The 21,548-nt window shown below is 68.0% G+C and carries 21 protein-coding genes; 10 read left to right on the top strand and 11 right to left on the bottom strand.

What is annotated here, in order from left to right; all coding sequences use genetic code 11:
* Position 1: 1 nt before the first annotated feature.
* From F9288_RS07965 to F9288_RS07955, 3 genes are all read right to left on the bottom strand, one after another.
* On the bottom strand, positions 2–2,401 hold the full coding sequence (locus F9288_RS07965; protein WP_174836130.1) for a TonB-dependent receptor: 2,400 nt from the start codon (positions 2,399–2,401) through the stop codon (positions 2–4).
* 475 nt (positions 2,402–2,876) lie between these two features.
* A complete protein-coding gene (locus F9288_RS07960; RefSeq protein ID WP_174836129.1) occupies positions 2,877–3,881 on the bottom strand; it encodes a sterol desaturase family protein in 1,005 nt (334 codons plus the stop codon).
* 398 nt (positions 3,882–4,279) lie between these two features.
* Positions 4,280–4,525 (bottom strand): hypothetical protein, encoded by a 246-nt coding sequence (locus F9288_RS07955; RefSeq protein ID WP_174836128.1) that lies wholly within the window; start codon positions 4,523–4,525, stop codon positions 4,280–4,282.
* 104 nt (positions 4,526–4,629) lie between these two features.
* On the opposite strand from F9288_RS07955, the gene F9288_RS07950 reads away from it, so the two are divergent.
* A complete protein-coding gene (locus F9288_RS07950) occupies positions 4,630–4,938 on the top strand; it encodes a 2Fe-2S iron-sulfur cluster-binding protein (RefSeq protein ID WP_254621187.1) in 309 nt (102 codons plus the stop codon).
* 260 nt (positions 4,939–5,198) lie between these two features.
* On the top strand, positions 5,199–6,545 hold the full coding sequence (locus F9288_RS07945; protein ID WP_254621125.1) for a helix-turn-helix domain-containing protein: 1,347 nt from the start codon (positions 5,199–5,201) through the stop codon (positions 6,543–6,545).
* A 45-nt stretch (positions 6,546–6,590) separates the two neighbouring features.
* On the opposite strand, the gene F9288_RS07940 is transcribed toward F9288_RS07945, so the two are convergent.
* Positions 6,591–7,019, bottom strand: coding sequence for a MarR family winged helix-turn-helix transcriptional regulator (locus F9288_RS07940; protein WP_254621124.1), 429 nt, complete (start codon positions 7,017–7,019; stop codon positions 6,591–6,593).
* A gap of 110 nt (positions 7,020–7,129) precedes the next feature.
* Here F9288_RS07940 and F9288_RS07935 point away from each other — a divergent pair, with 110 nt between their 5' ends.
* Positions 7,130–8,656, top strand: coding sequence for an FAD-dependent oxidoreductase (locus tag F9288_RS07935; protein WP_174836125.1), 1,527 nt, complete (start codon positions 7,130–7,132; stop codon positions 8,654–8,656).
* A 222-nt stretch (positions 8,657–8,878) separates the two neighbouring features.
* A complete protein-coding gene (locus F9288_RS07930) occupies positions 8,879–10,183 on the top strand; it encodes an MFS transporter (protein ID WP_174836124.1) in 1,305 nt (434 codons plus the stop codon).
* Between the two features lie 18 nt (positions 10,184–10,201).
* On the opposite strand, the gene F9288_RS07925 is transcribed toward F9288_RS07930, so the two are convergent.
* The 4 genes from F9288_RS07925 to ligK form a co-directional block, all read right to left on the bottom strand.
* Positions 10,202–11,191, bottom strand: coding sequence for an aldo/keto reductase (locus F9288_RS07925; RefSeq protein WP_174836123.1), 990 nt, complete (start codon positions 11,189–11,191; stop codon positions 10,202–10,204).
* A complete protein-coding gene (locus F9288_RS07920; RefSeq protein WP_174836122.1) occupies positions 11,188–12,078 on the bottom strand; it encodes an amidohydrolase in 891 nt (296 codons plus the stop codon). Before F9288_RS07920 ends, F9288_RS07925 begins: the two co-directional genes overlap by 4 nt.
* A complete protein-coding gene (locus tag F9288_RS07915) occupies positions 12,075–13,130 on the bottom strand; it encodes a 4-oxalomesaconate tautomerase (RefSeq protein WP_174836121.1) in 1,056 nt (351 codons plus the stop codon). Before F9288_RS07915 ends, F9288_RS07920 begins: the two co-directional genes overlap by 4 nt.
* A gap of 123 nt (positions 13,131–13,253) precedes the next feature.
* A complete protein-coding gene (gene ligK / locus F9288_RS07910; RefSeq protein WP_174836120.1) occupies positions 13,254–13,928 on the bottom strand; it encodes a 4-carboxy-4-hydroxy-2-oxoadipate aldolase/oxaloacetate decarboxylase in 675 nt (224 codons plus the stop codon).
* Between the two features lie 82 nt (positions 13,929–14,010).
* Between ligK and F9288_RS07905 the strand changes: the two genes are divergently transcribed.
* Genes F9288_RS07905 through F9288_RS07880 form a run of 6 tightly spaced genes read left to right on the top strand, consistent with a single transcriptional unit; the run spans position 14,011 to position 19,394 of the window.
* Positions 14,011–15,249 (top strand): LysR family transcriptional regulator, encoded by a 1,239-nt coding sequence (locus tag F9288_RS07905; RefSeq protein ID WP_254621123.1) that lies wholly within the window; start codon positions 14,011–14,013, stop codon positions 15,247–15,249.
* Between the two features lie 52 nt (positions 15,250–15,301).
* On the top strand, positions 15,302–16,165 hold the full coding sequence (locus tag F9288_RS07900) for an NAD(P)-dependent oxidoreductase (RefSeq protein ID WP_174836119.1): 864 nt from the start codon (positions 15,302–15,304) through the stop codon (positions 16,163–16,165).
* Positions 16,162–17,181, top strand: coding sequence for an amidohydrolase family protein (locus tag F9288_RS07895; protein WP_174836118.1), 1,020 nt, complete (start codon positions 16,162–16,164; stop codon positions 17,179–17,181). The genes F9288_RS07900 and F9288_RS07895 overlap by 4 nt, the downstream gene beginning before the upstream one ends.
* Positions 17,178–17,588: a protocatechuate 4,5-dioxygenase subunit alpha gene (gene ligA, locus F9288_RS07890; RefSeq protein ID WP_174836117.1), complete on the top strand. Its 411-nt coding sequence runs from the start codon at positions 17,178–17,180 to the stop codon at positions 17,586–17,588. The genes F9288_RS07895 and ligA overlap by 4 nt, the downstream gene beginning before the upstream one ends.
* Positions 17,588–18,430 (top strand): class III extradiol dioxygenase subunit beta, encoded by an 843-nt coding sequence (locus tag F9288_RS07885; protein ID WP_174836116.1) that lies wholly within the window; start codon positions 17,588–17,590, stop codon positions 18,428–18,430. The genes ligA and F9288_RS07885 overlap by 1 nt, the downstream gene beginning before the upstream one ends.
* A 19-nt stretch (positions 18,431–18,449) precedes the next feature.
* On the top strand, positions 18,450–19,394 hold the full coding sequence (locus F9288_RS07880) for a Gfo/Idh/MocA family oxidoreductase (protein ID WP_174836115.1): 945 nt from the start codon (positions 18,450–18,452) through the stop codon (positions 19,392–19,394).
* Positions 19,395–19,437: 43 nt separating this feature from the next.
* Here F9288_RS07880 and F9288_RS07875 read toward each other — a convergent pair whose 3' ends face one another.
* From F9288_RS07875 to F9288_RS07865, 3 genes are read right to left on the bottom strand one after another with little or no spacing between them, the layout of a single operon-like run.
* Positions 19,438–19,971: a 2,4'-dihydroxyacetophenone dioxygenase family protein gene (locus tag F9288_RS07875; RefSeq protein WP_174836114.1), complete on the bottom strand. Its 534-nt coding sequence runs from the start codon at positions 19,969–19,971 to the stop codon at positions 19,438–19,440.
* A 5-nt stretch (positions 19,972–19,976) separates the two neighbouring features.
* The gene (locus tag F9288_RS07870; protein ID WP_174836113.1) at positions 19,977–20,282 is read right to left on the bottom strand and encodes a hypothetical protein; all 306 of its coding nucleotides are present in this window, start codon (positions 20,280–20,282) and stop codon (positions 19,977–19,979) included.
* A 23-nt stretch (positions 20,283–20,305) separates the two neighbouring features.
* On the bottom strand, positions 20,306–21,544 hold the full coding sequence (locus F9288_RS07865; protein WP_174836112.1) for a RidA family protein: 1,239 nt from the start codon (positions 21,542–21,544) through the stop codon (positions 20,306–20,308).
* Positions 21,545–21,548 lie beyond the last annotated feature (4 nt).

Below are 21,548 nucleotides of genomic sequence, written 5' to 3'. Positions count from 1 at the left end.
CTCAGAAGTCGACACGATATTGCAGGCCGATCTGGCGCGGGCGGCTCACGGCCGCGCGCGGCAACCGCTGCGAGGTGCCGTCGGCCAGCATTTCGGACCGCTCGATACCGGAGCTGTAGAGATCGCCCAGGTTGAGGCGCTTGTCGAGCAGGTTCTTGCCGTACAGCAGGATCTGGGACTTGCCGAAGCGCAGGCCGACCGAGCCGTTGACGAAGTTGAGCGGCTGGCGCCACAGGAACCCGCCGGCGCTGTTCGCCACCTTGACCGAGCCGGTGTAGCTGTAATCGGCGCTGGCCACGAACGTCACGCTGTCGCTGAGCGGCTGTTCGTAGTTGCCGGCGATCGAGCCGGTCCATTCCGGCGTCTGCACCAGCCGCGAGTCGGGCGCCTGCACGATCAGGCCCGGATCGAGCAGGCGCCCGTCGGTATAGCCCAGCCCGAACTGCACCGTGAACGGCACGCCCGCGATCGGCCGGCCGCTGACCTCAAGCTCGCCGCCCCTGATCCGCGCGCGGCCGGCGTTGGCGATGAAGCTGAATGTGCAGGTCGGCAGCATCACCTGCTGCTGGATGTTCGACCAGTCGATCTGGAACGCGGCCGCCGAAACATTGAGCCGGCGGTTGGCGAGCTGCCCCTTGATGCCGGCCTCGTAGCTCCACAGCGTGTCGGACCTGTATGCCTGCGTGTCGTCCTGGTTGCGGCCGATCGCGGCAAGGTCGCTCGCGCAGAAATCGGGCAGGCGCGCCTGCGATCCGCCGGGGCGGAAACCCTTTGCCGCCGAGACGTACAGCGTGCCGTCGCCCGGCAGCTTATAGGAGAGCACGACCTTCGGCACCACGCCGCTCTGGCTGCTGCGGCGGGCCGGCGCGAGGTCTCCTTCCGGCGAATTGAAGATTCCCTGGCTCAGCGCGGCGTCCGCCTTCTGCGTGATCCAGTATTTGCGCAGGCCCGCCGTCAGGGTCAGGCGCGGGACGACCTCGTAATAGAGCTCGCCGAAGATCGCGGTATTGTCCTCGTGCGTGATGAAGGTCTGCGCGGTGATATAGCCCGGCACCAGCCCCGCCGCCTCCAGCTGGGGGATCGGGATCGCCGGTTGCGAGAAGCTGTTGAACTGATGCTGATAGAATACGCCGACGATGCCGGAGAGATGCGGCAGCAGCGTCCCCTCGTCGAAGGACAGCCGGTTCTCCTCGGTGAAGCGCCGGTCCATCGAGATGTTGATGGTCGGTAGCGCCGGATCGCCGATATCCTTCCCCAGCACGTTCGTGATATAGTCGTTGTTGCCCTCGGTATCGTCCTCCAGCTCCTTGGTCCGGCGCGCGAAATAGCTCGTCGAGGAGGTGATGGAGAAGCCTTCGCCGGCATATTTCAGCACCAGCGAGCCAAGCCCCCAGCGGTCGCGGGAATATTCCTGCACGTCCCGGTCGCGATCGAGCGTGTACGATACCGGGCGATATCCCGGCAGCGGGACGTAAGCGGCGGGGAAGCCGTGCAGGTTCGAGATCTGCCCGATGCCGCTGAGGCTCGCCTCGAGCCGGTCGGCGAGCTTGACGCGCAGCGTGGCGGCGGCGGAATAGGTGTCGTTGCGCCCCTGCCCCGGCTTGTCCACGATGGTGCCGTTTTCGGGGAAGCTGCGGGTGATGAACCCGGATTCGCGCGTATAGCCCCCGGCGATGTCGAGCGAGGCGCGGCCGGGCACCAGCACGATATCGCCGCGCGCGTTGCCGTCGAAGTCGAATCCGCCCTGCTTCGTTCCGCCACCCTGCACCTGCACGGTGTAGCTGTCCTCGGTGAACGACGGCTGCCGGGTGATGAAGCGCAAATTGCCGCCCATCGAGCTGGCCCCGAAGAGCGTGCCCTGCGGGCCTTTCAATATCTCGATACGGTCGAGGTCCAGCGTTTGCGGGCTGATCGAGGCGGGGACCGGCGTGTCGTTGATGTAATAAGCGGTGGTGTTCGCCCCGGCCACGCCGCGCACCGTCGTCTGCCGCCCGCCGACGAAGCCGACCGACGACGCATCGGTGCCCTGGCCATATTGGAAGGTGACGTTCGGAATCTTCGTCGCATAGTCGGCGAAGGTCTGGATGTTCTGTTTCTTGAGGAAATCGGACGAATAGGCGGTGATCGAGGCCGGCACGTCGGTCAGCGATTCCTCCTTGCGCCGCGCGGTGACGACGATGTCGCCGGCGCCGGGGCTGGCCTTCGCGTCAGTCGCGGGCGGCGGCGGGGCGGCGTCACGGGCCTGCTCCGCCTGCCCCTGCGGCGGGGGGGTGACGGTCTGCGCATATGCCGACGCGCTGCTCGAAAGGATGATGAGAAGCGTTGCCACCCGGCTTGCGGGATGACGCTTTTGCAGGCGCGAGCGATCGCGTCCAGTCAGCCGGGTTTCCAAGTTGCGCATGCCTCTCTCCCATTATCCAGATTGTTCGGCGGTTACGACGAGGTCGGTCCGCCTGTTCTTCAACATTCAACGCAATGCCCGTCGAAACGCGGCTGCGTTCCTTAGGTGATCCTGGGACGCGGTCACGCCTTATCCGAAGGCGCGCGCGCCAGATCCGGTTGCGCCGGATGGCGATGGATTTCCATCTGCCGTGCTGGGTGCGGGGGCGGCCCGGCAGCGGCAAGTAACGAACGGTACCCGCGCGGGTAACAAAACCGTAGCCCGCACGCGCCGGATCGCGACATCGCGCGGGCCGCCGATCGCTTGCCGGCCGGCGTCTTTTGCGCGTCGATCGCGGCGATCGTCCGTTTGCTCGCGGCATGCGGCGGCCGGCGCATACGACATCGAGGCCCGGGGACTGCCCCGAGCCTCGTGTCAGCTCATCCGATCTATTGGGTGGCCGCGTCGCCACCCCGCCCGGTCGACCGGGGTAGGCTTACCCCCGATCGCCCGCGCTTTTCCTGGCCCGGTGCGGCAGCAACCGGGAAACGCTCTTCCCGACCGCGACGAACGGCTCCGCATAGAAGCCCTTCAGCGTATTGTGCGGATTGGTGGGACCATATTCCTCCTCGTTCACGCCCCAGCGCCATTTTTCGTTCTTCGCGGGGAGGTATAGCGTTCCGAACATCCAGTCCCACAGCGTCAGCACGACGGCATTGTTCTTGTCGCGATGCTGGAGTTCCATGCTGTGATGGATGTTGTGCATTACCGGGGCGAGGACGATGCGGTTGAGCCATCCATAAGACACTGGAACATGGGCGTGAGACAGGAAGTCGATCAGGAAGAACAGCACGTAAGAAAGGATGCCGACGCAGGCCACCGTGCCCGGATGCATGGCCGTTCCGGTCGCATATAGCGCGATCCCCGTCACCGCCCCGCCAAACACCGCCGGAATGGCGTTGAGGACGAAGAATTCGATCGGATGCTGGCGATAGAGCGTCCAGGGCGTCAGGGTTTCCGCCGTATGGTGGGGCTTGTGCAGCGTCCACAGGAACGGGTTGGTGTGGCACCAGTAATGCACCCAGTAGCCGGCGAAGTCCGTGGCCAGGAAGAACACCGAGAATTGCAGCAGGACGATCGCCCAGCCGGCCTGAAGCAGTTGCGGGACCGCGCCGAAATGACCGGTCATCACCCCGGCGACGTTGCTGGCGATGGCAAGGCCGTTCAGGGCGAATAGCCCGACCAGCGGAAAGCCGATCACGAACAGGATTATCGCGTTCCACCGGTCGACGCGTGCCGAGGGATGGGCGTGCAGATCGCGGGGGAACACGACGTCGATCATCCCCTTCCAGCTCAATCCCCGTAACCGCTTTCCGGACAGCATGAAGGAGATCGCGATGATCGCGGCGAAGAGCGGCAGCCCCCACATCCACAGTTTCACGATCTCCAATGTGGGCTGGTAGAAGTCAGCGATCGCGGACCATGGTGTCGCGTCAGTCATGACGGCCTCCTTCGCGGCGGAGCAGGCGGCGATGCGCGCGTTGCGGAGCGCGGGCCGGCGCGACGCCGCCCACGAGGCGCGCCGCCATATTGGAGCCGGGAGGCATATTTCTCTCCTATCGCTTCTGTCTTCCACACGGGTTGCCCCGCGCGAATGTCGCGTCGCGGTGCCTGGGATCGCGGCGGCGGGATGCCGGCGCGGCAATCCTGCGGAATGGACCGCGATGGATAGCGCCCGGTCGGCGCCGCATCACAGGCGGTGCGACACGCCATGGATGAGCCGCCCGCATGCCCCGGATAAGTACCAAACAGTACGGTCGCGGTAACGAACCGTACCGCGTTTGGCGGCCGCGTGATTGCGGTCCATACGGCTCGCCTATTGTCTCGTTTTCGAAAAGATCATTGACGATTTAGCATTATGGTTGCATTTAATGCACAAACAGCGGCGTGATTGCCTTTGGGATGGAAATTCTCCGGGTAGGCGCGGCCATGCTGGTCATGGCGTGATGATGTCACGAACGGCGGATGGTCACGCCCGGCGATGCGGTAACGGCGGCCCGAAACGCCGCGCTCGCGCCTCGCTGTCGGGGCGATCGATTCCCGGATCGGGCGAGGCGCGATCGGGAACGGGCGAAACGTCTTCATTCAGATCGATGTGATGGGAGGGTATGGAAGTGGCGACGATTGAAGGGCAGCGGACGGATCAGGCCGGCGCCGCGATCGGGGAGGCCGCGACCGTCGCGCCCCGCGTGTTCGTGACGGCGCATGATGGCACGATCCGTCCCGTCGCGGGCGAAACCGGCCTCTCGGTCATGGAAATCATTCGCGGCGCGGGGATCGAGGAATTGCCCGCGCTTTGCGGCGGATGCTGTTCCTGCGCGACCTGCCATGTGCATGTCGCCCCCCAATGGTTCGATCGCCTGCCCGCGATGAGCGACGATGAGAGCGCCTTGCTGGATGAGGCCGTGGACAGGACCGGACTGTCGCGCCTTTCCTGCCAGATCCGCTTCTCGGATGCGCTGGACGGGCTTGAAGTCGCGGTCGCGAGGATGGAATAGCCTTCGCGCTTCCAGATGTCGGGAAATCTCCTTTGCCAGGCGCCACCGGGACGTTCCAGCGATCCGGGCCTCGGTGATGGCGCGCGGGGCGAGCGCCTTCCCGCGCCGCCCGAAGCATGGCGGGGCGGTCGTCGATCCCGCCTCGAAGGACGGCGCGTGTACCGGCCCGGTCAGGCCGCGCCGCCGGTCTTGTTGCGAGGCGAAATTGGGCTAAGCAGAAGATCGTTGTCTGGAGGGGGCCGCTTGATCGCCTTTTGCCCATGAGTGATTTCGGCCCCGATGCTTCCGGAGTTTCCGCGCGGCCCGACGACGATTGGCAGGATCGGTTACGCGCGGCCGCCGAGGTCGCGCGGAGCAGCGGCACCCTCGGCAAATCGGCACAGATCAATCGCCTTTTCGAGTTCCTGATAGAGCGCTCGCTGGCCGGCAGGATCCCGAAGGAGATCGAGGTCGCGCAGGAAGTGTTCGGCCTGTCGGTCAGTGAGCAGATCGGCCACGATGCGACCGTCCGCATGAGCATCCACCGGCTGCGCAAGAAGCTGGAGGACCTGCCCGCGAACACGCTCGGGGAGCGGCTCGTGCTGCCTCGCGGCGAGTATCGGCTGCAATTGCTGGCGCCGGCGGACGCGGCGACACCCTCGCCGGAGGCATCGGCTTCCCGGCGTGAGGGGCCGCCCGGCGCGTCCGACGGTTCCGGCGCGCGGCGCGGCGGCTGGCGTTCGCGTTCGACGTGGCTGGCGGCCGGCGTCGTGCTCATGCTGCTGCTGTCCGCCGTCGCGGCGTGGCGGGGGTTCTCTCCCCAGCGCGCGGCGGGAGACGATCCCCGCCTCCGCTCCGCCTTTTGGCAGCCGCTTGCGCGCGCGCACTTCCCGGTGCTGCTCGTCAGCGGGGATCGCTATACGTTCGGCGAGGTCGACAGCCAGGGGAAGGTATTCCGCGAGTTGCGCGATCCCGCCATCACGTCGAGCGAAGTGCTGGATCGTTACAAAAGCCGGGATGCGAAGCAGGGCGAGCGCTATGTCGACCTGAATCTGTTCGACCTGCCCTCCGCGATGGCGCCGGCGATTGCCGTGATCGCGCCGATCGTCAGCGAGGCGACCAGAGGACAGGGCGCCAATACCCCGATCACCTCATCCCGCTTCACGACCGACATGCTGAAAGCGCATAATATAGTGTATGTCGGCTTGCTGAGCGACCTGCGCGATCTGTGCGAGCCGATCTTCGACAGTTCGGGATTCGAGCTGGCACCGGACGGAGACGCCCTCGTCGACCGGCGCAGCCACCGCCGGTTCCAGTCGGACTGGGCGGACCCTTCGCAGGAACGCATGTTGCGTCGCGATTACGTCTATGTCGCCAGCCTGCCCGGGCCATATGGGAACCGCATCCTGGTCATCGCCGGGATGAACGATCCGGCGCTGGCCGAAAGCGCGCAGATCGTGGCGCGCCGCGCGGATCTCGACACATTGACCGCCAGGGTCGGCAAGGCGCAGGCATTCGAGGCGTTGTACGAGGTCCGGACCTTTGGCCCGTCGAGCGTGGCCAGCCAGTTGATCGTCGCCCGCGCCACACAGGTCGGCCACCAATGGCGGGCGCCGCCCAACGGCTGAGCATCGCGCTCCCGATGCGCAAGGCCGGCACCTATTTCCGTGGCTTCAGGATGCCGCCGAGGCTCGGCTTCCCCGCGTCACGGCGTCGGCGAAGCGACGCATCAGGCGGATGAGGTCCAAGACCTCGTCCTCCTGCCAGTCGGAGAGGATTTCCCGCGCCATTTTCTCCCGCGCGACATCGACCTTATCGGTCATCGCCTTGCCTCTTGTGGTGATGGCCGCCTCGCGAACGCGGCGATCGACAGGGTTCTCGCGGCGTTCGGCGAGGCCGAGATCCTCGAGTTTCGAAACCTGCCGGCTGACGGTGGTGTAATCCCGCCCAACCCGGCCGGCCAGATCGACGATGCCGATCGGGCCGAGCCGTTCGATCATCACGAGGAGCGGAAACAGCGCCCGATCGAGCGCGATCCCGGCCTGGCGGACCATTTCCTCGTCGCGCTGCGGGCGGTTCATCACGCTGACGATATCGATCATGGCGCCATGCAATTCACGAAGCGCCGCCGAATCGAGTGTATTATGCACATTCTTCCTTGACGGCATCCACGATCTCCATTTAAGTGCATAATGCACATATGGAGATCGTCATGGCAAATGATTTCGCGGCGGACGTACTCATCTGCGGCGCGGGCGCGACAGGGCTGACGCTTGCCATCGAGCTGGCGCGGCGCGGCGTTTCCTTCAGGTTGGTCGAAAAGCTCGACGATCCGTTTCGCGGCTCGCGCGGCAAGGGCATCCAGCCGCGAACGCAGGAGGTGTTCGAAGACCTCGGCATCCTCGACCGGCTCATGGCGGTCGGCGGCTTCTATCCCAAACAGCGCGAATATCGCGAGGATGGAGGCCATGCCGACACCGATATGATCGAGGCCGACCCCGCGACGCCCGCCGAACCGTATCACCTGCCGCTGATGGTGCCGCAATTCCTGACCGAGCGGGTGCTGCGCGAGCGGCTGGCCGAACTCGGGGCCGGCCCGGAATACGGCGTGGAGCTTGCCGGCTTCGATCAGGATGCGGACGGCGTGACGGCGCGGCTCGTCAAACAGGCCGGGACGGAGACGATCCGCATCCGCTGGCTGGTGGGAGCCGATGGCGGGCGCGGCTTCGTGCGCCAGGCGCTGGGGATCGATTTTCCCGGCAGGACGCTCGGCGTCCGCGCCATCGTCGCCGACGTGTCCCTGTCCGGCCTTTCACGGGATGTCTGGCACCGCTTCGGCGAGGGCGACATGCGGCGGCAGATTTCGGCCTGCCCGCTGGCCGGCACCGATCTCTTCCAGCTTCAGGGGCCGGTGCCCATGGATGGTGACATCGATCTGTCCGCGACCGGGCTGACGGGGCTGCTCGCCGCGCGCACCGGGCGGGACGATATCGTCGTGCATGATGTGTCATGGGCGTCGGTCTTCACCATGAACGCCCGGCTGGCGGATCGCTATCGCGCGGGCCGGGTCTTCCTCGCCGGCGACGCGGCGCACGTCCACCCACCGACCGGCGGCCAGGGGCTGAACACCAGCGTGCAGGACGCTTACAATCTCGGCTGGAAGCTCGCCTCGGTGATTTCGGGCGCGCCGCCCGCGCTGCTCGACAGCTATGAGGCGGAACGGCGGCCGGTCGCACAGGCGATGCTCGGCCTGTCGACGGGGCTGCTCGACGCGATGAAGCGCGGCGAAATGCGGCGCGGGCGCGACGTGCACCAGCTCGACATCGGTTATCCCGGATCGCGCCTCGCGCTCGAGAAGCCGGAACGCGCGGGCGGCCTGCTGGCCGGCGATCGGGCGCCCGACGCACCGATCCGCGGCGCGGCGGGTCAGGCGAAGCGGCTGTTCGACCTGTTCCGGGGGCCGCATTGGACGCTGCTCGGCTTCGAAGGCGATCGCGGTCTCGTCCTCCCGCGCGCGGGGCTGCATATTCATGCGATCGGCCGACATGGCGAGCTGGTCGACGAGGCGGGTCATTTCGACGCCGCCTACGCGCCCCGCCCCGGCGACTGGTTCCTCATCCGGCCGGACAATTATGTCGGCGCGATCGTCGCCGCGGACGAATTGCCGGCGCTCGAAGCCTATCTCGCCACCGTCGGGCTTGGGCCGGGGGCGAAAGGGCCGATCGCGATTCAGCCCTGACGGGAAGCCCGATCGACCTGAGGCGAATCCCGGCCGCCAGGCGGTGCGATCATTTCGCGGCGCGGCGGTGACGGGATCGAATGCGGTTTACGCCGCCGTCGCATAGCGGTTCCGCCGGCCGCGATATGCTCACACATCCGCCGCATTTTCCCGTGACGGTTTGCCGATCCCCCGGCCGCCGTGCGATGCCGATGCGACGGTTTCGAGAAAAAAGGGGCATTCATGAGCCATTCCCGTCCGGTCGACCGCCGCTCGCTCGTCCTCGCAGCGCTCTCGACGGTGGTGGAATGGTATGATTTCACGCTGTTCCTCTATCTCGCGACGGTGCTGGCGCGCGTGTTCTTCCGGGGCGAGGATTCCGTCCTGACGACGCTGGCCGGCTTCGCGGTCGCCTATCTGCTGCGTCCGGTCGGCGCGCTGGTGTTCGGGCATTTCGGCGATCTGCACGGGCGGCGCGCGACCTTGCTCGCCTCGATGACGCTGATGACGGTCGCGATGGCGCTCACCGCGATCCTGCCGACCGCCGCGCAGGCCGGCCCCATCGCCGGTGTCCTGCTGCTGCTTTTGCGCTGCGTGATGGGATTTGCGGTGGGCGGCGAATATACCGGCGTCGTCGCCTATCTGCTGGAAGGCGCGGCGCCGGGCCGTCGCGGCCTCGTGACATCGCTGGCCGCCGCGACGAGCGAGATCGGCGGCCTGCTCGCGGTGGCCCTGGCCGCGCTCACCGCAAGCCTGTTGCCCAGGCCCGTGCTCGACGACTGGGGCTGGCGCCTGCCCTTCGCGTTCGGGGCGGCGCTGGCCGGGGCGATCCTCATCGCGCGGGCGGCGATGCGGGAATCGCCGGCGTTCGAGACCCGCCGGGACGCGGGCGCGCTGGTGCGCCGGCCGCTCGTCCACGCGTTGCGGCGACATCGCGCCGGCGTGCTGCGCGGCTTCGCGATCTCGGCGTTGGGATCGATCACTTATTATGTCGGCATCACCTATGTACCGCTCTACCTCACCTCCATCGGCAGGCTGGACGAGGCGAAGGCGCTGCAACTGGCGACCGTCGCCGCAGTCGCGGTGGTCCTCGTCACGCCGCTGGTCGGGCTGCTGGCGGACCGTTGGGGTCGCAGGCCGGTGCTGATCGGCCTCGCCCTGCTGTCCGCCGCCTTGCCCTACCCATTGTTCCACTTGCTGGCGGGCGCGACCTCGGGAACGACGCTGGCCGGCGCGATAGTGCTGGCGATGCTGGCCGGGGGAATCAGCGCGGTCGGTGCGGTGGCGACCGCCGAGCAGCTACCGGTCGAGGGCCGCTTGAGCGGCCTCGCGCTGGGTGCCACCATCGCGACCGCATTGTTCGGCGGGCTTACGCCGTGGCTTGCGCAGGTGCTGACCCAACGCAGCGGCTCGCTCAGCGCGCCGGGCGTGATGATCGCGCTGGTGGCGATCGCGGTGTTGCCGGTGCTGCTCGCCCTGCCGGAGACGCGACCGCGATCGGCCGGACAGATCGCAAGCCCCGCAAGTCGGTTGCCCCGCGATCGCTAGCCGGGAAACCGACCCGGCTTACGCAAATTCCTCGGTATCGATCTCGGCCTGGGTCGCGGCGGGGTAGCGTGGCCCGGCCACGGCATCGGGCGTCATCAGCCGGTCGACCTCCTCCAGCGCCTCGCGCGGCAACCCGGCCGGCGTCGCGAAATTCTCCGCGAGATGATCGGTCGAGGTGGTGCCGGGGATCGCGACGACATGCTCCCCGCGCGACAGCACCCAGCCCAGCGAAAGCTGCGCCGGGGTGCATCCCGCCGCCGCCGCGATCGCGCGGAAGCGGGCGAGCAGTTCCAGGTTGCGCGGGAAGTTGTCCGGCTGGAAGCGCGGCATCCCGCGCCGGATGTCGCCGGGCGCGAGCATATCGGGCGAATGCACTCCATCGGCCAGGAACCCGCGCGCGACCGGCGAGAAGGCGACCAGCGCCGCGCCAAGCTCGCGGGCCGCGTCGAGGACGCCGATCTCCACGTTGCGCGACCAGGGCGAATATTCGTTCTGCACCGCCGCGATCGGATGGACCGCGTGGGCGCGGCGCAGCGTCGCGGCGGAGACTTCGCTCAGCCCGATCGCGCGCACCTTCCCCGCCTCGACCATCCGCGCCAGCGCGCCGACCGATTCCTCGACCGGCACCTTCCTGTCCAGGCGATGGAGGTAATAAAGGTCGATCACCCCGGTGCGCAGCCGGCGGAGCGATTCGTCGATCGTCGCGAGCAGGGTCTCCGGCCGCCCGTCGATCACGCGCTTGCCCTCGACCCCGGTCATCCCGCATTTCGAGGCGAGGACATATTCCCCCCGCCGGTGCCCGATCGCCTCGCCCAGCAGCGTCTCGTTCGCGCCGAAGCCGTAGAGCGCGGCGGTGTCGAGGAAATCGTGGCCGAGATCGAGCGCGCGGTTGAGCAGCCGCACCGCATCCTCACGCGGCGGCGGCGTGCCATAGGCGTGGCTCAGCGACATGCAACCGAGCCCGATGGGGTTGACCTCGAACGGACCGATCCGGCGTTTCGCGCTCACATTTCCTCCGGCCAATACAGCCGCATCGGGTTATCGATCAGCAGCTTGCGCCGCAACTCGGCCGTGGGCGCGATGCGCGGGATGACATCCACCAGCGCGCCGTCGTCGGGGATCGCGTCCTGCATGTTGGGATGCGGCCAGTCGGTGCCCCACAGCACGCGATCGGGATAATCCTCCACCAACGGACGCACCGCGCGAACGAAATCGTCATATGGCGGCCCCTTGGCGTCGAGCCGGTCGGGGCAGGTCACCTTGGTCCAGATATCGTCGCGGCTGTCGAGCAAGGCGCGGAAGGCGCGCATGTCCGCGCCGTCCGGCCCCTGGCTCACGTCCGGGCGGCCCATGTGGTCGATCACCACCGGCACCGGGATGGCGGCGAGGAACGGGCGCAGCTCCGCCAAGATGTCCGCCTCGAAATAGACCACGACATGCCAGCCGAGCCGCGCGATGCGGTGGGATACCTCGATGAACCTGTCCTTCGGCGCGTCATCCACCAGCCGCTTGAGGAAATTGAAGCGCACGCCGCGCATCCCGCCCTCGTGCAGCCGGTCGAGTTCCGCATCACCGATCGCCGGATCGACCACCGCCACGCCGCGCGCGCGACCATTCGATCGCGTGATGGCGTGCAGCGTCGCGGCGTTGTCGGTGCCGTGGCAGCTCGCCTGCACGATCACGTTACGGGTGAAGCCGAGACGGTCGCGCAGCGCGAACAGCGCCTCCGGCCCGGCGTCGCGCGGGAGATATTTGGCCCTGGCGCTGAACGGAAATTGCGCCTGCGGGCCGAACACATGGCAATGCGCATCGACCGCGCCCGGCGGCGGCGCGAAGGCGGGTTTCGAGGGATTGAGCGTCCAGCTCAGGATACGCCCGGCCTGATCGTCGCTCATCCGAACACCGTCCCGTCCATCAACTTGCGCGCGGTGCGCAGCATCCCGGCCTCGACCGGCCGGCCGCGCTCGTCCACCGTCACCACGCATTCGGTGACGCCGGTGGGATGCTCGACGCCCAGCGTCCTGGTCGCGCCATCGGGCACTTTCGCAACGGCATGGGCCGGCGAGCCTTCGATCAGGCAGGCGGTCGCGACGCTCACCGCGCCGAGCACCCCGATCGAGGCATGGACGCGGTGCGGGATCAGCGAGCGCACCGCGATCGCGCCACCCTCGCGCGGCGCGGCGACCAGCATCATCTTCGGCACCGATTTCTCGCGCACGTCGCCGAGGTTCATCAGCGGCCCGGCGGCAAGGCGGATCGCCTCCACCCTCGCCTTCATCGCCGCATCGGCATCAAGCGTGTCGCGATCTTCATAACCGGTCACGCCGACGCTCTCCGCCGCAAGCACGACGCAGGGCATGCCGTTGTCGATCAGCGTGCAGGCGACGCCCGCGATCTCGTCCACCCCGTTGCCAGTCGGCAGCAGCGCGCCGCAGGACGAACCGGCGGTGTCGCGGAAGGCGAGCGGGATCGGCGCGGCGGTGCCGGGCACGCCGCTGATCGACGCCTCTCCGTCATAGACGACCTTGCCGCCCGGCGTCCGCACCGTGGCGACCGCGACTTGCCCGGTATTCTCCATGAAGATCGCGACGCGCGTCTCGCCGTCGCGCGCCGCGACCAGCCCGCGCTCGATCGCGAACGGGCCGACCCCGGCGAGGATGTTGCCGCAATTCTGCGCGTCGGTGACGATCGCCTGATCGACGAACACCTGCAGGAACAGATAATCGACATCGACGCCCGGTCGCGCCGACTTGCGCACCACCGCCACCTTGGAGGTGAGCGGGTCCGCGCCGCCCATGCCGTCGATCTGGCGCGGATCGGGCGAGCCCATCACACGCAGCAGGAAGGCGTCGCGTTCGGCTGTGTCGGCGGGAAGGTCGTGACCAAGGAAATAGCCGCCCCTGGAGGTGCCGCCGCGCATCCACATGCAGCGCACGCCGACTGTCATCGCCTGCCCTCCCCGTCCCCGTCTTGTGCCGAGGGCCATCGGGAGGCAGACGACCGGATGGAGGCTCCGGCCGCTGCGCTTGCGGCTCCGTGGACCCCGGCACAAGGCCGGGGTGACGAAGGGTCAAACATATTTCAGCCCCATCTCGGCGAGCTTGCCACGCATGTCGTAGATGTCGAGGCCGAGCTCGCCCGCCGCGAGCCGCTTGCGCTTGGCTTCCTCATTGGCCTCGCGCGCGCGCGCCTTCTCCAGCACGGCTTCCGCATCGGCGCGCGGGACGACGCATACGCCGTCGTCGTCCGCCACCACCACGTCGCCGGGATTGACCAGCGCCCCGGCGCAGACCACCGGCACGTTGACCGAGCCGAGCGTCGCCTTGACGGTTCCTTGCGCGAACACCGCCTTCGACCAGACGGGGAAGCCCATCTCGGTCAGGTCGCGCACGTCGCGCACGCCCGCGTCGATGACGAGGCCGCGACAGCCGCACGCCATCGCGGAGGTGGCGAGCAGGTCGCCGAAATAGCCGTCCTCGCACGGGCTGGTCGGCGCGAGCACCAGCACGTCGCCTTCGCGGAGCTGCTCGATCGCGACATGCACCATCCAATTATCGCCCGGCGGCGCGGAGATGGTGACGGCGGTGCCGGCGATCCGCGCGCGCGGGTAGATCGGCTGCATGTGGCTGCGCATCAGCCCGGTGCGCCCCTGCGCCTCATGCACCGTCGCGACGCCGCAATGGGCGAGCCCGTCCACGATGGCGAGGGGCGGACGCTCCACCCCGGTCATGACGACACCGGCCATTTCACTCCCTCCGATTGACGATGCGGGGATGATCGCCGCCCGGACAAAGCACAATTCCGAATTGCGGCACGGCGATAAGTTTATGCTATATATCGCCCGCAGCATGGCCCGGCCGTTCGACCTCAACCTGCGCCACCTGCGCGCGCTGCCGCTGATCGCCGAGCGTGGCAGCATGAGCGCGGCGGCCGAGGCGATCGGCCTGTCGCAGCCGGCGCTGGCGCAGGGGCTGGCCAAGCTGGAGGAACGGTTCGGCGCGGCGCTGTTCGAGCGGCTGCCCGACGGGATGCGCGCGACCGAGGCGGGCGCGCGCGCGATCCCGCGCATCACCGACGCCCACGCCCGGCTCGCCCGCGCGATGCGCCCGCTGACGCGCGGCGCGCGGCGCGGCTTCGAGCGGCCCGAGAACCTGCTCACCGCGACGCAGGTGCGCGCCTTGCTCAACCTCGCGGAAGCGGGGAGCTTCGTCGGCGCGGCGCGCGCGACCGGCGTGTCGCAGCCCGCGCTCCACCGCGCGGTGCGCGAGCTGGAAGGGCTGTGCGGCGCGGCGCTGGCGGTGCGGCAGGGGCGCGGCGTGGCGCTGACCGTGGAGGGCAGGAGGCTCGCGCGCCACTTCCGCCTCGCCGCCGCCGACCTCGCCGCCGCGCTGGAGGAGGCCGAGGCGGACGGCGCGGGCACGGCGCGGCTGGCGATCGGGGCAATGCCGCTGTGCCGCGCGCTGCTGCTGCCCAAGGCGGTCGCCGCCTTCACCCGCGCGATGCCGGCGAGCCATGTCGATATCGTCGAAGGTTCGCATGCCGAACTGTCCGAGCCGCTGCGCGACGGGCGGATCGACCTGATGATCGGCGCGCTGCGCGATCCGTGCCCGCCCGATTTCTCGCAAGTGCCGCTGTTCGTCGACCGGCTGATGATCGCCGCGCGCGCCGGCCACCCGCTCGCGGGAGGCACACCCGTCTCGGCGGAGGATCTCGGCCGCTTCCCGTGGATCGTCGGGCGCGCCGGATCGCCGCTGCGCCACCATTGGGAAAGGCTGTTCGACGCCGCCGGCCTGCCCCGCCCCGCCGCGCCGGTGGAATGCGGATCGGTGATGGCGATCCGGGGCATATTGATCGATTCCGATTTCCTGACGCTCGTCTCGCCCGACCAGATCGCGCTGGAGCTGCGCGCCGGACTGCTCGCGGGCGTGCCGGCCGCGCTGCCGGCAACCGAGCGGACGATCGGCGTGACGACCCGCGCCGACTGGCAGCCAACCTTAATCCAGCGTCAATTCCTCGACATCCTCAATGCCGTGGCACGTGAGAGCAAAATTCCGGAAATCGGATAGCCCTCGCAACTTCCGATTGGCGGCGGGGCGCAGACCCTCGCAGAACCGTGCCATGGTCAAGGTGGCTTTCATCGGACTGGGAGAGGCGGGCATGGCATTTGCGCCGGCCGATACGCCGTCGCGCGGCTATGACCTGAAGCTGGACGCCGCCGCGACGCGCGCGCCCAAGCTCGCCGATTTCGCCGCCGCCGGGGTGGCGCCGGCCGACAGCAACGCCGCCGCCGTCGCGGACGCGCCGCTGATCCTGTCGCTGGTGACGGCCGATCAGGCGCTCGCCGCCGCTAGGGAGACGGCGCGGTCGATCGCCGCCGGCGCGCTCTATTGCGACATGAACAGCGTCGCCCCCGATACCAAGCGCGCCGCCGCCACGCGGATCGAGGCGGCGGGCGGACGTTATGCCGATGTCGCGGTGATGGCCCCGGTCAATCCCGCGCGCCATGCCACGCCGTTGCTGGTCGGCGGCCCCCATGCCGCCGGCGCGGCGGATGCATTGCGCGCGCTGGGCTTCACGAAAGTCGAGCTGGTCGACGGGCCGGTCGGCGCGGCGTCGGCGATCAAGATGATCCGTTCGGTGATGGTCAAGGGGATCGAGGCGCTGTCCGCCGAATGCTTCCTCGCCGCGCATGCCGCCGGCGTATCGGAGGCGGTGATCGCCTCGCTCGACGCGAGCTGGCCGGGCGCGGACTGGCGGCGGCGCGCGGATTACAATCTCGACCGGATGCTGGTCCACGGCCTGCGCCGCGCCGCCGAAATGGAGGAGGTGGTCAAGACGCTCGACGCGCTCGGCACCGGCGCCGCGATGACGCGCGGCACCGTCGAGCGCCAGCGCGCGATCGGCGCGCGCCGCCTCCCCTCGCCGGACGGCCTTGAGGCCAAGGCCGCGCTCATCCTCGCACAGAAGGCGGACGCCGTATGATTATCGACTGCCACGGCCATTACACCACCGTCCCCGCCGGCCATTCGGACTGGCGCGAGGCGCAGAAAGCGGCGTTCAAGGCCGGCGAGACGCCGCCGCCCTATCCCGCGATCTCCGACGACGAGATCCGCGAGAGCCTCGAGAAGAACCAGATCCGCCTGATCCGCGAGCGCCGGGCGGACATGACGATCTTCTCCCCCCGCGCCTCGGCGATGGCGCCGCATGTCGGCGACGAGGCGGTCGCGACGCAATGGGCGCGGGTCAACAACGACCTCATCAAGCGCTGCGTCGATCTCTACCCCGAGATTTTCGCGGGCGTCTGCATGTTGCCGCAGAACCCCAGGGCGGACATGACCGGCTCGATCGCGGAGCTGGAGCGGTGCGTCACCGAGCTAGGCTTCATCGGCTGCAACCTGAACCCCGATCCCGGCGGCGGCCATTTCACCGCCCCGCCACTGACCGACCGCTTCTGGTATCCCTTCTACGAGAAGATGGTCGAGCTGGACGTGCCAGCGATGATCCACGTCTCCGGCTCGTGCAATCCCGGCCTCCACGCCACCGGCGGCTATTATATCGCGGCGGACACGATCGCCTTCATGCAGCTGCTGGAAGGCGACCTGTTCGCCGATTTCCCGACATTGCGCTTCATCATCCCGCACGGCGGCGGCGCGGTGCCCTATCACTGGGGGCGCTATCGCGGCCTCGCCGACATGCTCAGGAAGCCGGCGCTCGACGGGCATCTAATGAACAACGTGTTCTTCGACACCTGCGTCTATCACCAGCCGGGCATCGACCTGCTGGCCGACGTGATCGAGACGAAGAACATCCTGTTCGGCAGCGAGATGGTCGGCGCGGTGCGCGGGATCGACCCCGAGACCGGCCATTATTTCGACGACACCAAACGCTATGTCGACGCGCTGCCGATCAGCGACGGGCAGCGCGCCGCGATCTTCGAGGGCAACGCCCGCCGGGTCTTCCCGCGCCTCGACGCGTTGCTGAAGGAGCGGGGGCTATGACCGCGCCGAAGGACATCCACTCCTATCTCGCCGAGTTCGACGATATCCCCGGCACGCGCGTCTATACCGCGAAGCGGGCACGCACCGGCTATCACCTCAACCAGTTCTGCATGAGCCTGATGAAGGCCGAGAACCGCGAACGCTGGAAAGCCAACGAGCGCGCCTATCTCGACGAATGGCCGCTCACCGACGCGCAGAAGGAGGCGGTGCTGGCGCGCGACTACAACCGGCTGCTCGATCTGGGCGGCAACATCTATTTCCTCGCCAAGATCTTCTCCACCGACGGTCTGAGCTTCGTGCAGGCGGTGGGGACGATGACCGGCATGTCGCCGGAGGATTATCAGGCGATGATGGTCGCCGGCGGCCGCTCGCCCGAGGGCGTGCGCAGCATCAGGGAGAAGAACTGATGGCCCGCATCAGCGCCGGCGTCGCCGCCAGCCACGTCCCCGCGATCGGCGCGGCCGTCGATCTCGGCAGGACGGGCGAGGATTACTGGAAGCCGATGTTCGCCGGGTTCGACTGGACCAAAAGGTGGGTCGCCGAGGTGAAGCCCGATGTGGTGATCCTCGTCTACAACGACCATGCCAGCGCGTTCGACATGCGGATCATCCCGACCTTCGCGATCGGCTGCGCGGAGAGCTTCAGGCCGGCCGATGAGGGTTGGGGGCCGCGCCCGGTGCCCGACGTGATCGGTCATCCCGACCTCGCCTGGCATCTCGCGCAGAGCCTGATCCTCGACGAATTCGACATGACGATGATCAACGAGATGGACGTCGATCACGGCCTCACCGTGCCGCTCTCTCTCATGTTCGGTCAGCCGGCGGCGTGGCCGGTGAAGGTCGTGCCGCTGGCGGTGAACGTCGTCACCTATCCCCCGCCTTCCGGCAACCGCTGCTGGGCGCTGGGCGAGGCAATCGCGCGCGCGGTGGCGAGCTATCCGGAGGACCTCAACGTGCAGGTGTGGGGCACCGGCGGCATGAGCCACCAACTCCAGGGGCCGCGCGCCGGCCTCATCAACGCCGAATGGGACAATCGCTTCCTCGACGGGATGATCGGTGACAGCGACGCGCTGCGCCATATCCCGCATATCGAATATCTGCGCGAGGCCGGTTCGGAAGGGATCGAGCTGGTGATGTGGCTCATCATGCGCGGCGCGCTCGGGCGGCGGACGCGGGCACTCCACCGGCATTATCATGTGCCGGCCAGCAATACGGCGGTGGGGCACCTCGTGCTCGAACCGGTCGAATGAATCGGAAAGGAACGGACGGATGAAGATCGCTCTCGCGGGCGCCGGCGCCTTTGGGGAAAAGCATCTCGACGGGTTGCGGAACATCGCCGGGGCCGAGGTGGTGTCGCTGGTCGGGCGACAGATCGAGCCGACCCGCGCGGTGGCGGAGAAATACGGCATCGCCCACGCCACCACCGATCTCGCCGAAAGCCTCGCGCGCGACGACGTGGATGCGGTGATCCTCTGCACGCCGACGCAGATGCACGCGCGCCAGGCGATCCAGTGCATGGACGCGGGCAAGCATGTGCAGGTCGAGATACCGCTCGCCGACAGCCTCGCCGACGCGGAGGCGGTGCTGGCCAGGCAGCGCGAGACCGGCCTCGTCTGCATGGTCGGCCACACGCGGCGCTTCAACCCGTCGCACCAATGGCTCCACAAGCGCATCGCGGCGGGCGAGATCGCCGTGCAGCAGATGGACGTGCAGACCTATTTCTTCCGCCGCAGGAACATCAACGCCAAGGGCGAGCCGCGGAGCTGGACCGACCATCTGCTGTGGCACCACGCCGCGCATACCGTGGACCTGTTCGCTTATCAGGCCGGCCCGATCGTCAAGGCCAATGCGATCGAGGGGCCGACCCATCCCGAACTCGGCATCGCGATGGACATGTCGATCCAGCTCAAGGCGGAAAGCGGCGCGATCTGCACGCTCTCGCTGTCGTTCAACAACGACGGGCCGCTCGGCACCTTCTTCCGCTACATCTGCGACAACGGCACGTGGATCGCGCGCTACGACGATCTGGTGACCGGGCGCGAGGAACCGGTGGACGTCTCGACGGTGGACGTGTCGATGAACGGCATCGAATTGCAGGATCGCGAGTTCGTCGCCGCGATCCGCGAAGAGCGCGAGCCGAACAGCTCGGTCGCGCAGGTGATGCCCTGCTATCGCGTGCTGGGCGCGCTGGAACAGCAGCTCGCGGGGGCGTGAGCAGCCTCTCCTCTCCGCGCCATGCGGAGGGGAGAGGATTCGGTCAGCGGAACAGCCGGTCGATATGATCCGCGCCGATTCCCACGCGCGCGTAATGCGCGCGGGCGTCGGCTATATAGTCGTGGACGTCGTAGTGGCCGACGCCCTCGCCCTTCTCGTCGAGCCAGATCAATGGGCCGGTGACGACGAACAGGATCTTGGTCGGCACGCCGACGTCATAGGCGACGAGCGTATGCCCCTCGCCGGGGCTTTCGTAGATGAAGTCCCCGGCGCGGGCGGTCCAGTCATGCTCCAGATAGCCCCATTGGCCCTGGATCGTATAGGCGAACACCTGATGCGGGTGGTAATGCCGGTTCACGAGGCCGGCCTCCTTCGCCATCAAAATGTCCGCCCACATGTTCCGCTGCGGCGATATCCATAGCGGGCGCGAGAAAACCGTCGGGCTGAGCGGGAAATAATAACGCTCGTCGTCGGTGGCCGCGTCCGGGATGTATGTTTCCGGCATCGCGTCGGCACGGAACACCCGCTCGATCGGGGGAATGTCCTTCCAGAACTCGCTGGTCGCGGCCTTCGACATGGCCGCTACCTGATCTTCGCCAGTTCGTCCTGCACCTGTTTGAGCAGCTCGTCGGTGATGCCGCCCTGGCTCATCGGCGCGAGCTGGGCGAGCGTCATCGTCTTGAACTGCTCATAGGCCGGGTGACCGAGCAGCTGCGGCATCAATTTATCGATCACCGCCTTGCTGCGCGGATCGCCCGCGAGCGTCTCGATCGGCGTGCCGTCGACCGAGAAGCCGGCCTTCGTCGCCGAGGCGGCGGCCGGGACGGTCTGCGCGGCGACAGGGGCGGCAAGCGCCGTCATCAGCGCGAGCGCGACGATTTCCTTCATATATCCTCTCCTTGCGTGAGTCCTCAACGGTGCGCGGCGATCGCCGACACCTCGAATTGCAGCGACGGGCCGGCCAGCCCCTCGACCATCACAAGCGTCTCCGCCGCGCGCGGCTGCCTGCCGCCGGCGAGTTTCGCCAGCGCCGCGCGGAAGCGCGCGCGCACCGCCGCCGCGTCATTCCCCTTCTTCACGTACATCTTGTATTTGACGAGATCGGCGGTGGAGAGACCGGCCGGGCGCAGCGTTGCGGCGATCTTGCGCGCTGCGGCGTCCACCTGCTCCATCACGTCAGGCGAGACCTTGCCGCCATTGTCGAAATCCACGCCCTCCATCCCCGCGAGATAGACCAGCGAGCCGGCCTGCACCGACTTGGCGATATCCATCGGCATCTCGGTGAAGGGCACGCGCTTCAGCGCCGCCGGATCGCCCTTCGCCGCGATCGCGTCGATCTCCAGCAGGAAGCCGGGAACGGCCATGCCGTCGACCAGCACGAGCGTGCCGACGCTGGGATGGTTCCTGAGGCCTGGCGAATATTTGCGCGTCGCCTCGTGGAACTTCTCGATCACATGGATCGGATCGGTGCCGCGCGTGACGTAGAGGTTGTGCGAGATCATGTTGCCGACCGACAGGCCGGCCTTCTTCATCGCGCCGTCCAGCTTGGCGACGATCACGTCGATCTGCTCGTCGATACCGGGGACGAGCTTGCCGTTCTGGAAGTCCATCGCCTCCAGCCCGGCGGTGAAGATCACCGGGCCGGTGCCGATCGTCTCGACGATCTCCTTCGGGCCGAAGGTGAAGGGGTGGCGCTCGAAGCCGGCCGCCTTGCCCGGCCCGGCGACGAGATCGACCGCGACGAGCGTGTTCCTGTCCGCGAACTCGGGCACGCGGACAATCGTGCCGACGCTCGGCTCGGCGACGAGGCTCGGCGCGAGCTTGCGCGCCGCGCCGTGGAAGCGGCCGAGCACGTCGATCGGCGAGGCGGCGCCGTCCTTCAGGTAGATGGTATGCTGCATCATGTTGCCGATGCCGCCCGCCGCGCCGGCCTTACGCAGCCGCGCGTCCATCTTCTTCACGATCTCGTCCACCTGCTCCATCGCGGTGCCGTGGGTGCCGGCCGCCATCGAGGGGAAGACCAGCCCGCCGGCCGTGACCGCATCGGGCGCGCCGGCAGGCGTGGCAGCGGCCTGCGGCGCGGGCGCGGCGAGCGCGGGCGTCGTGGCGCAGGCGAGCAGCATGGCGAGGGCGGCAGTCTTACGCATCATGGGT

The sequence above is a fragment of the Sphingomonas sp. CL5.1 genome (assembly GCF_013344685.1).
Classification (GTDB): domain Bacteria; phylum Pseudomonadota; class Alphaproteobacteria; order Sphingomonadales; family Sphingomonadaceae; genus Sphingomonas.
The sequence above is the reverse complement of the archived record's forward strand: the minus strand, read 5'-3'. Positions and strand labels throughout refer to the sequence as shown.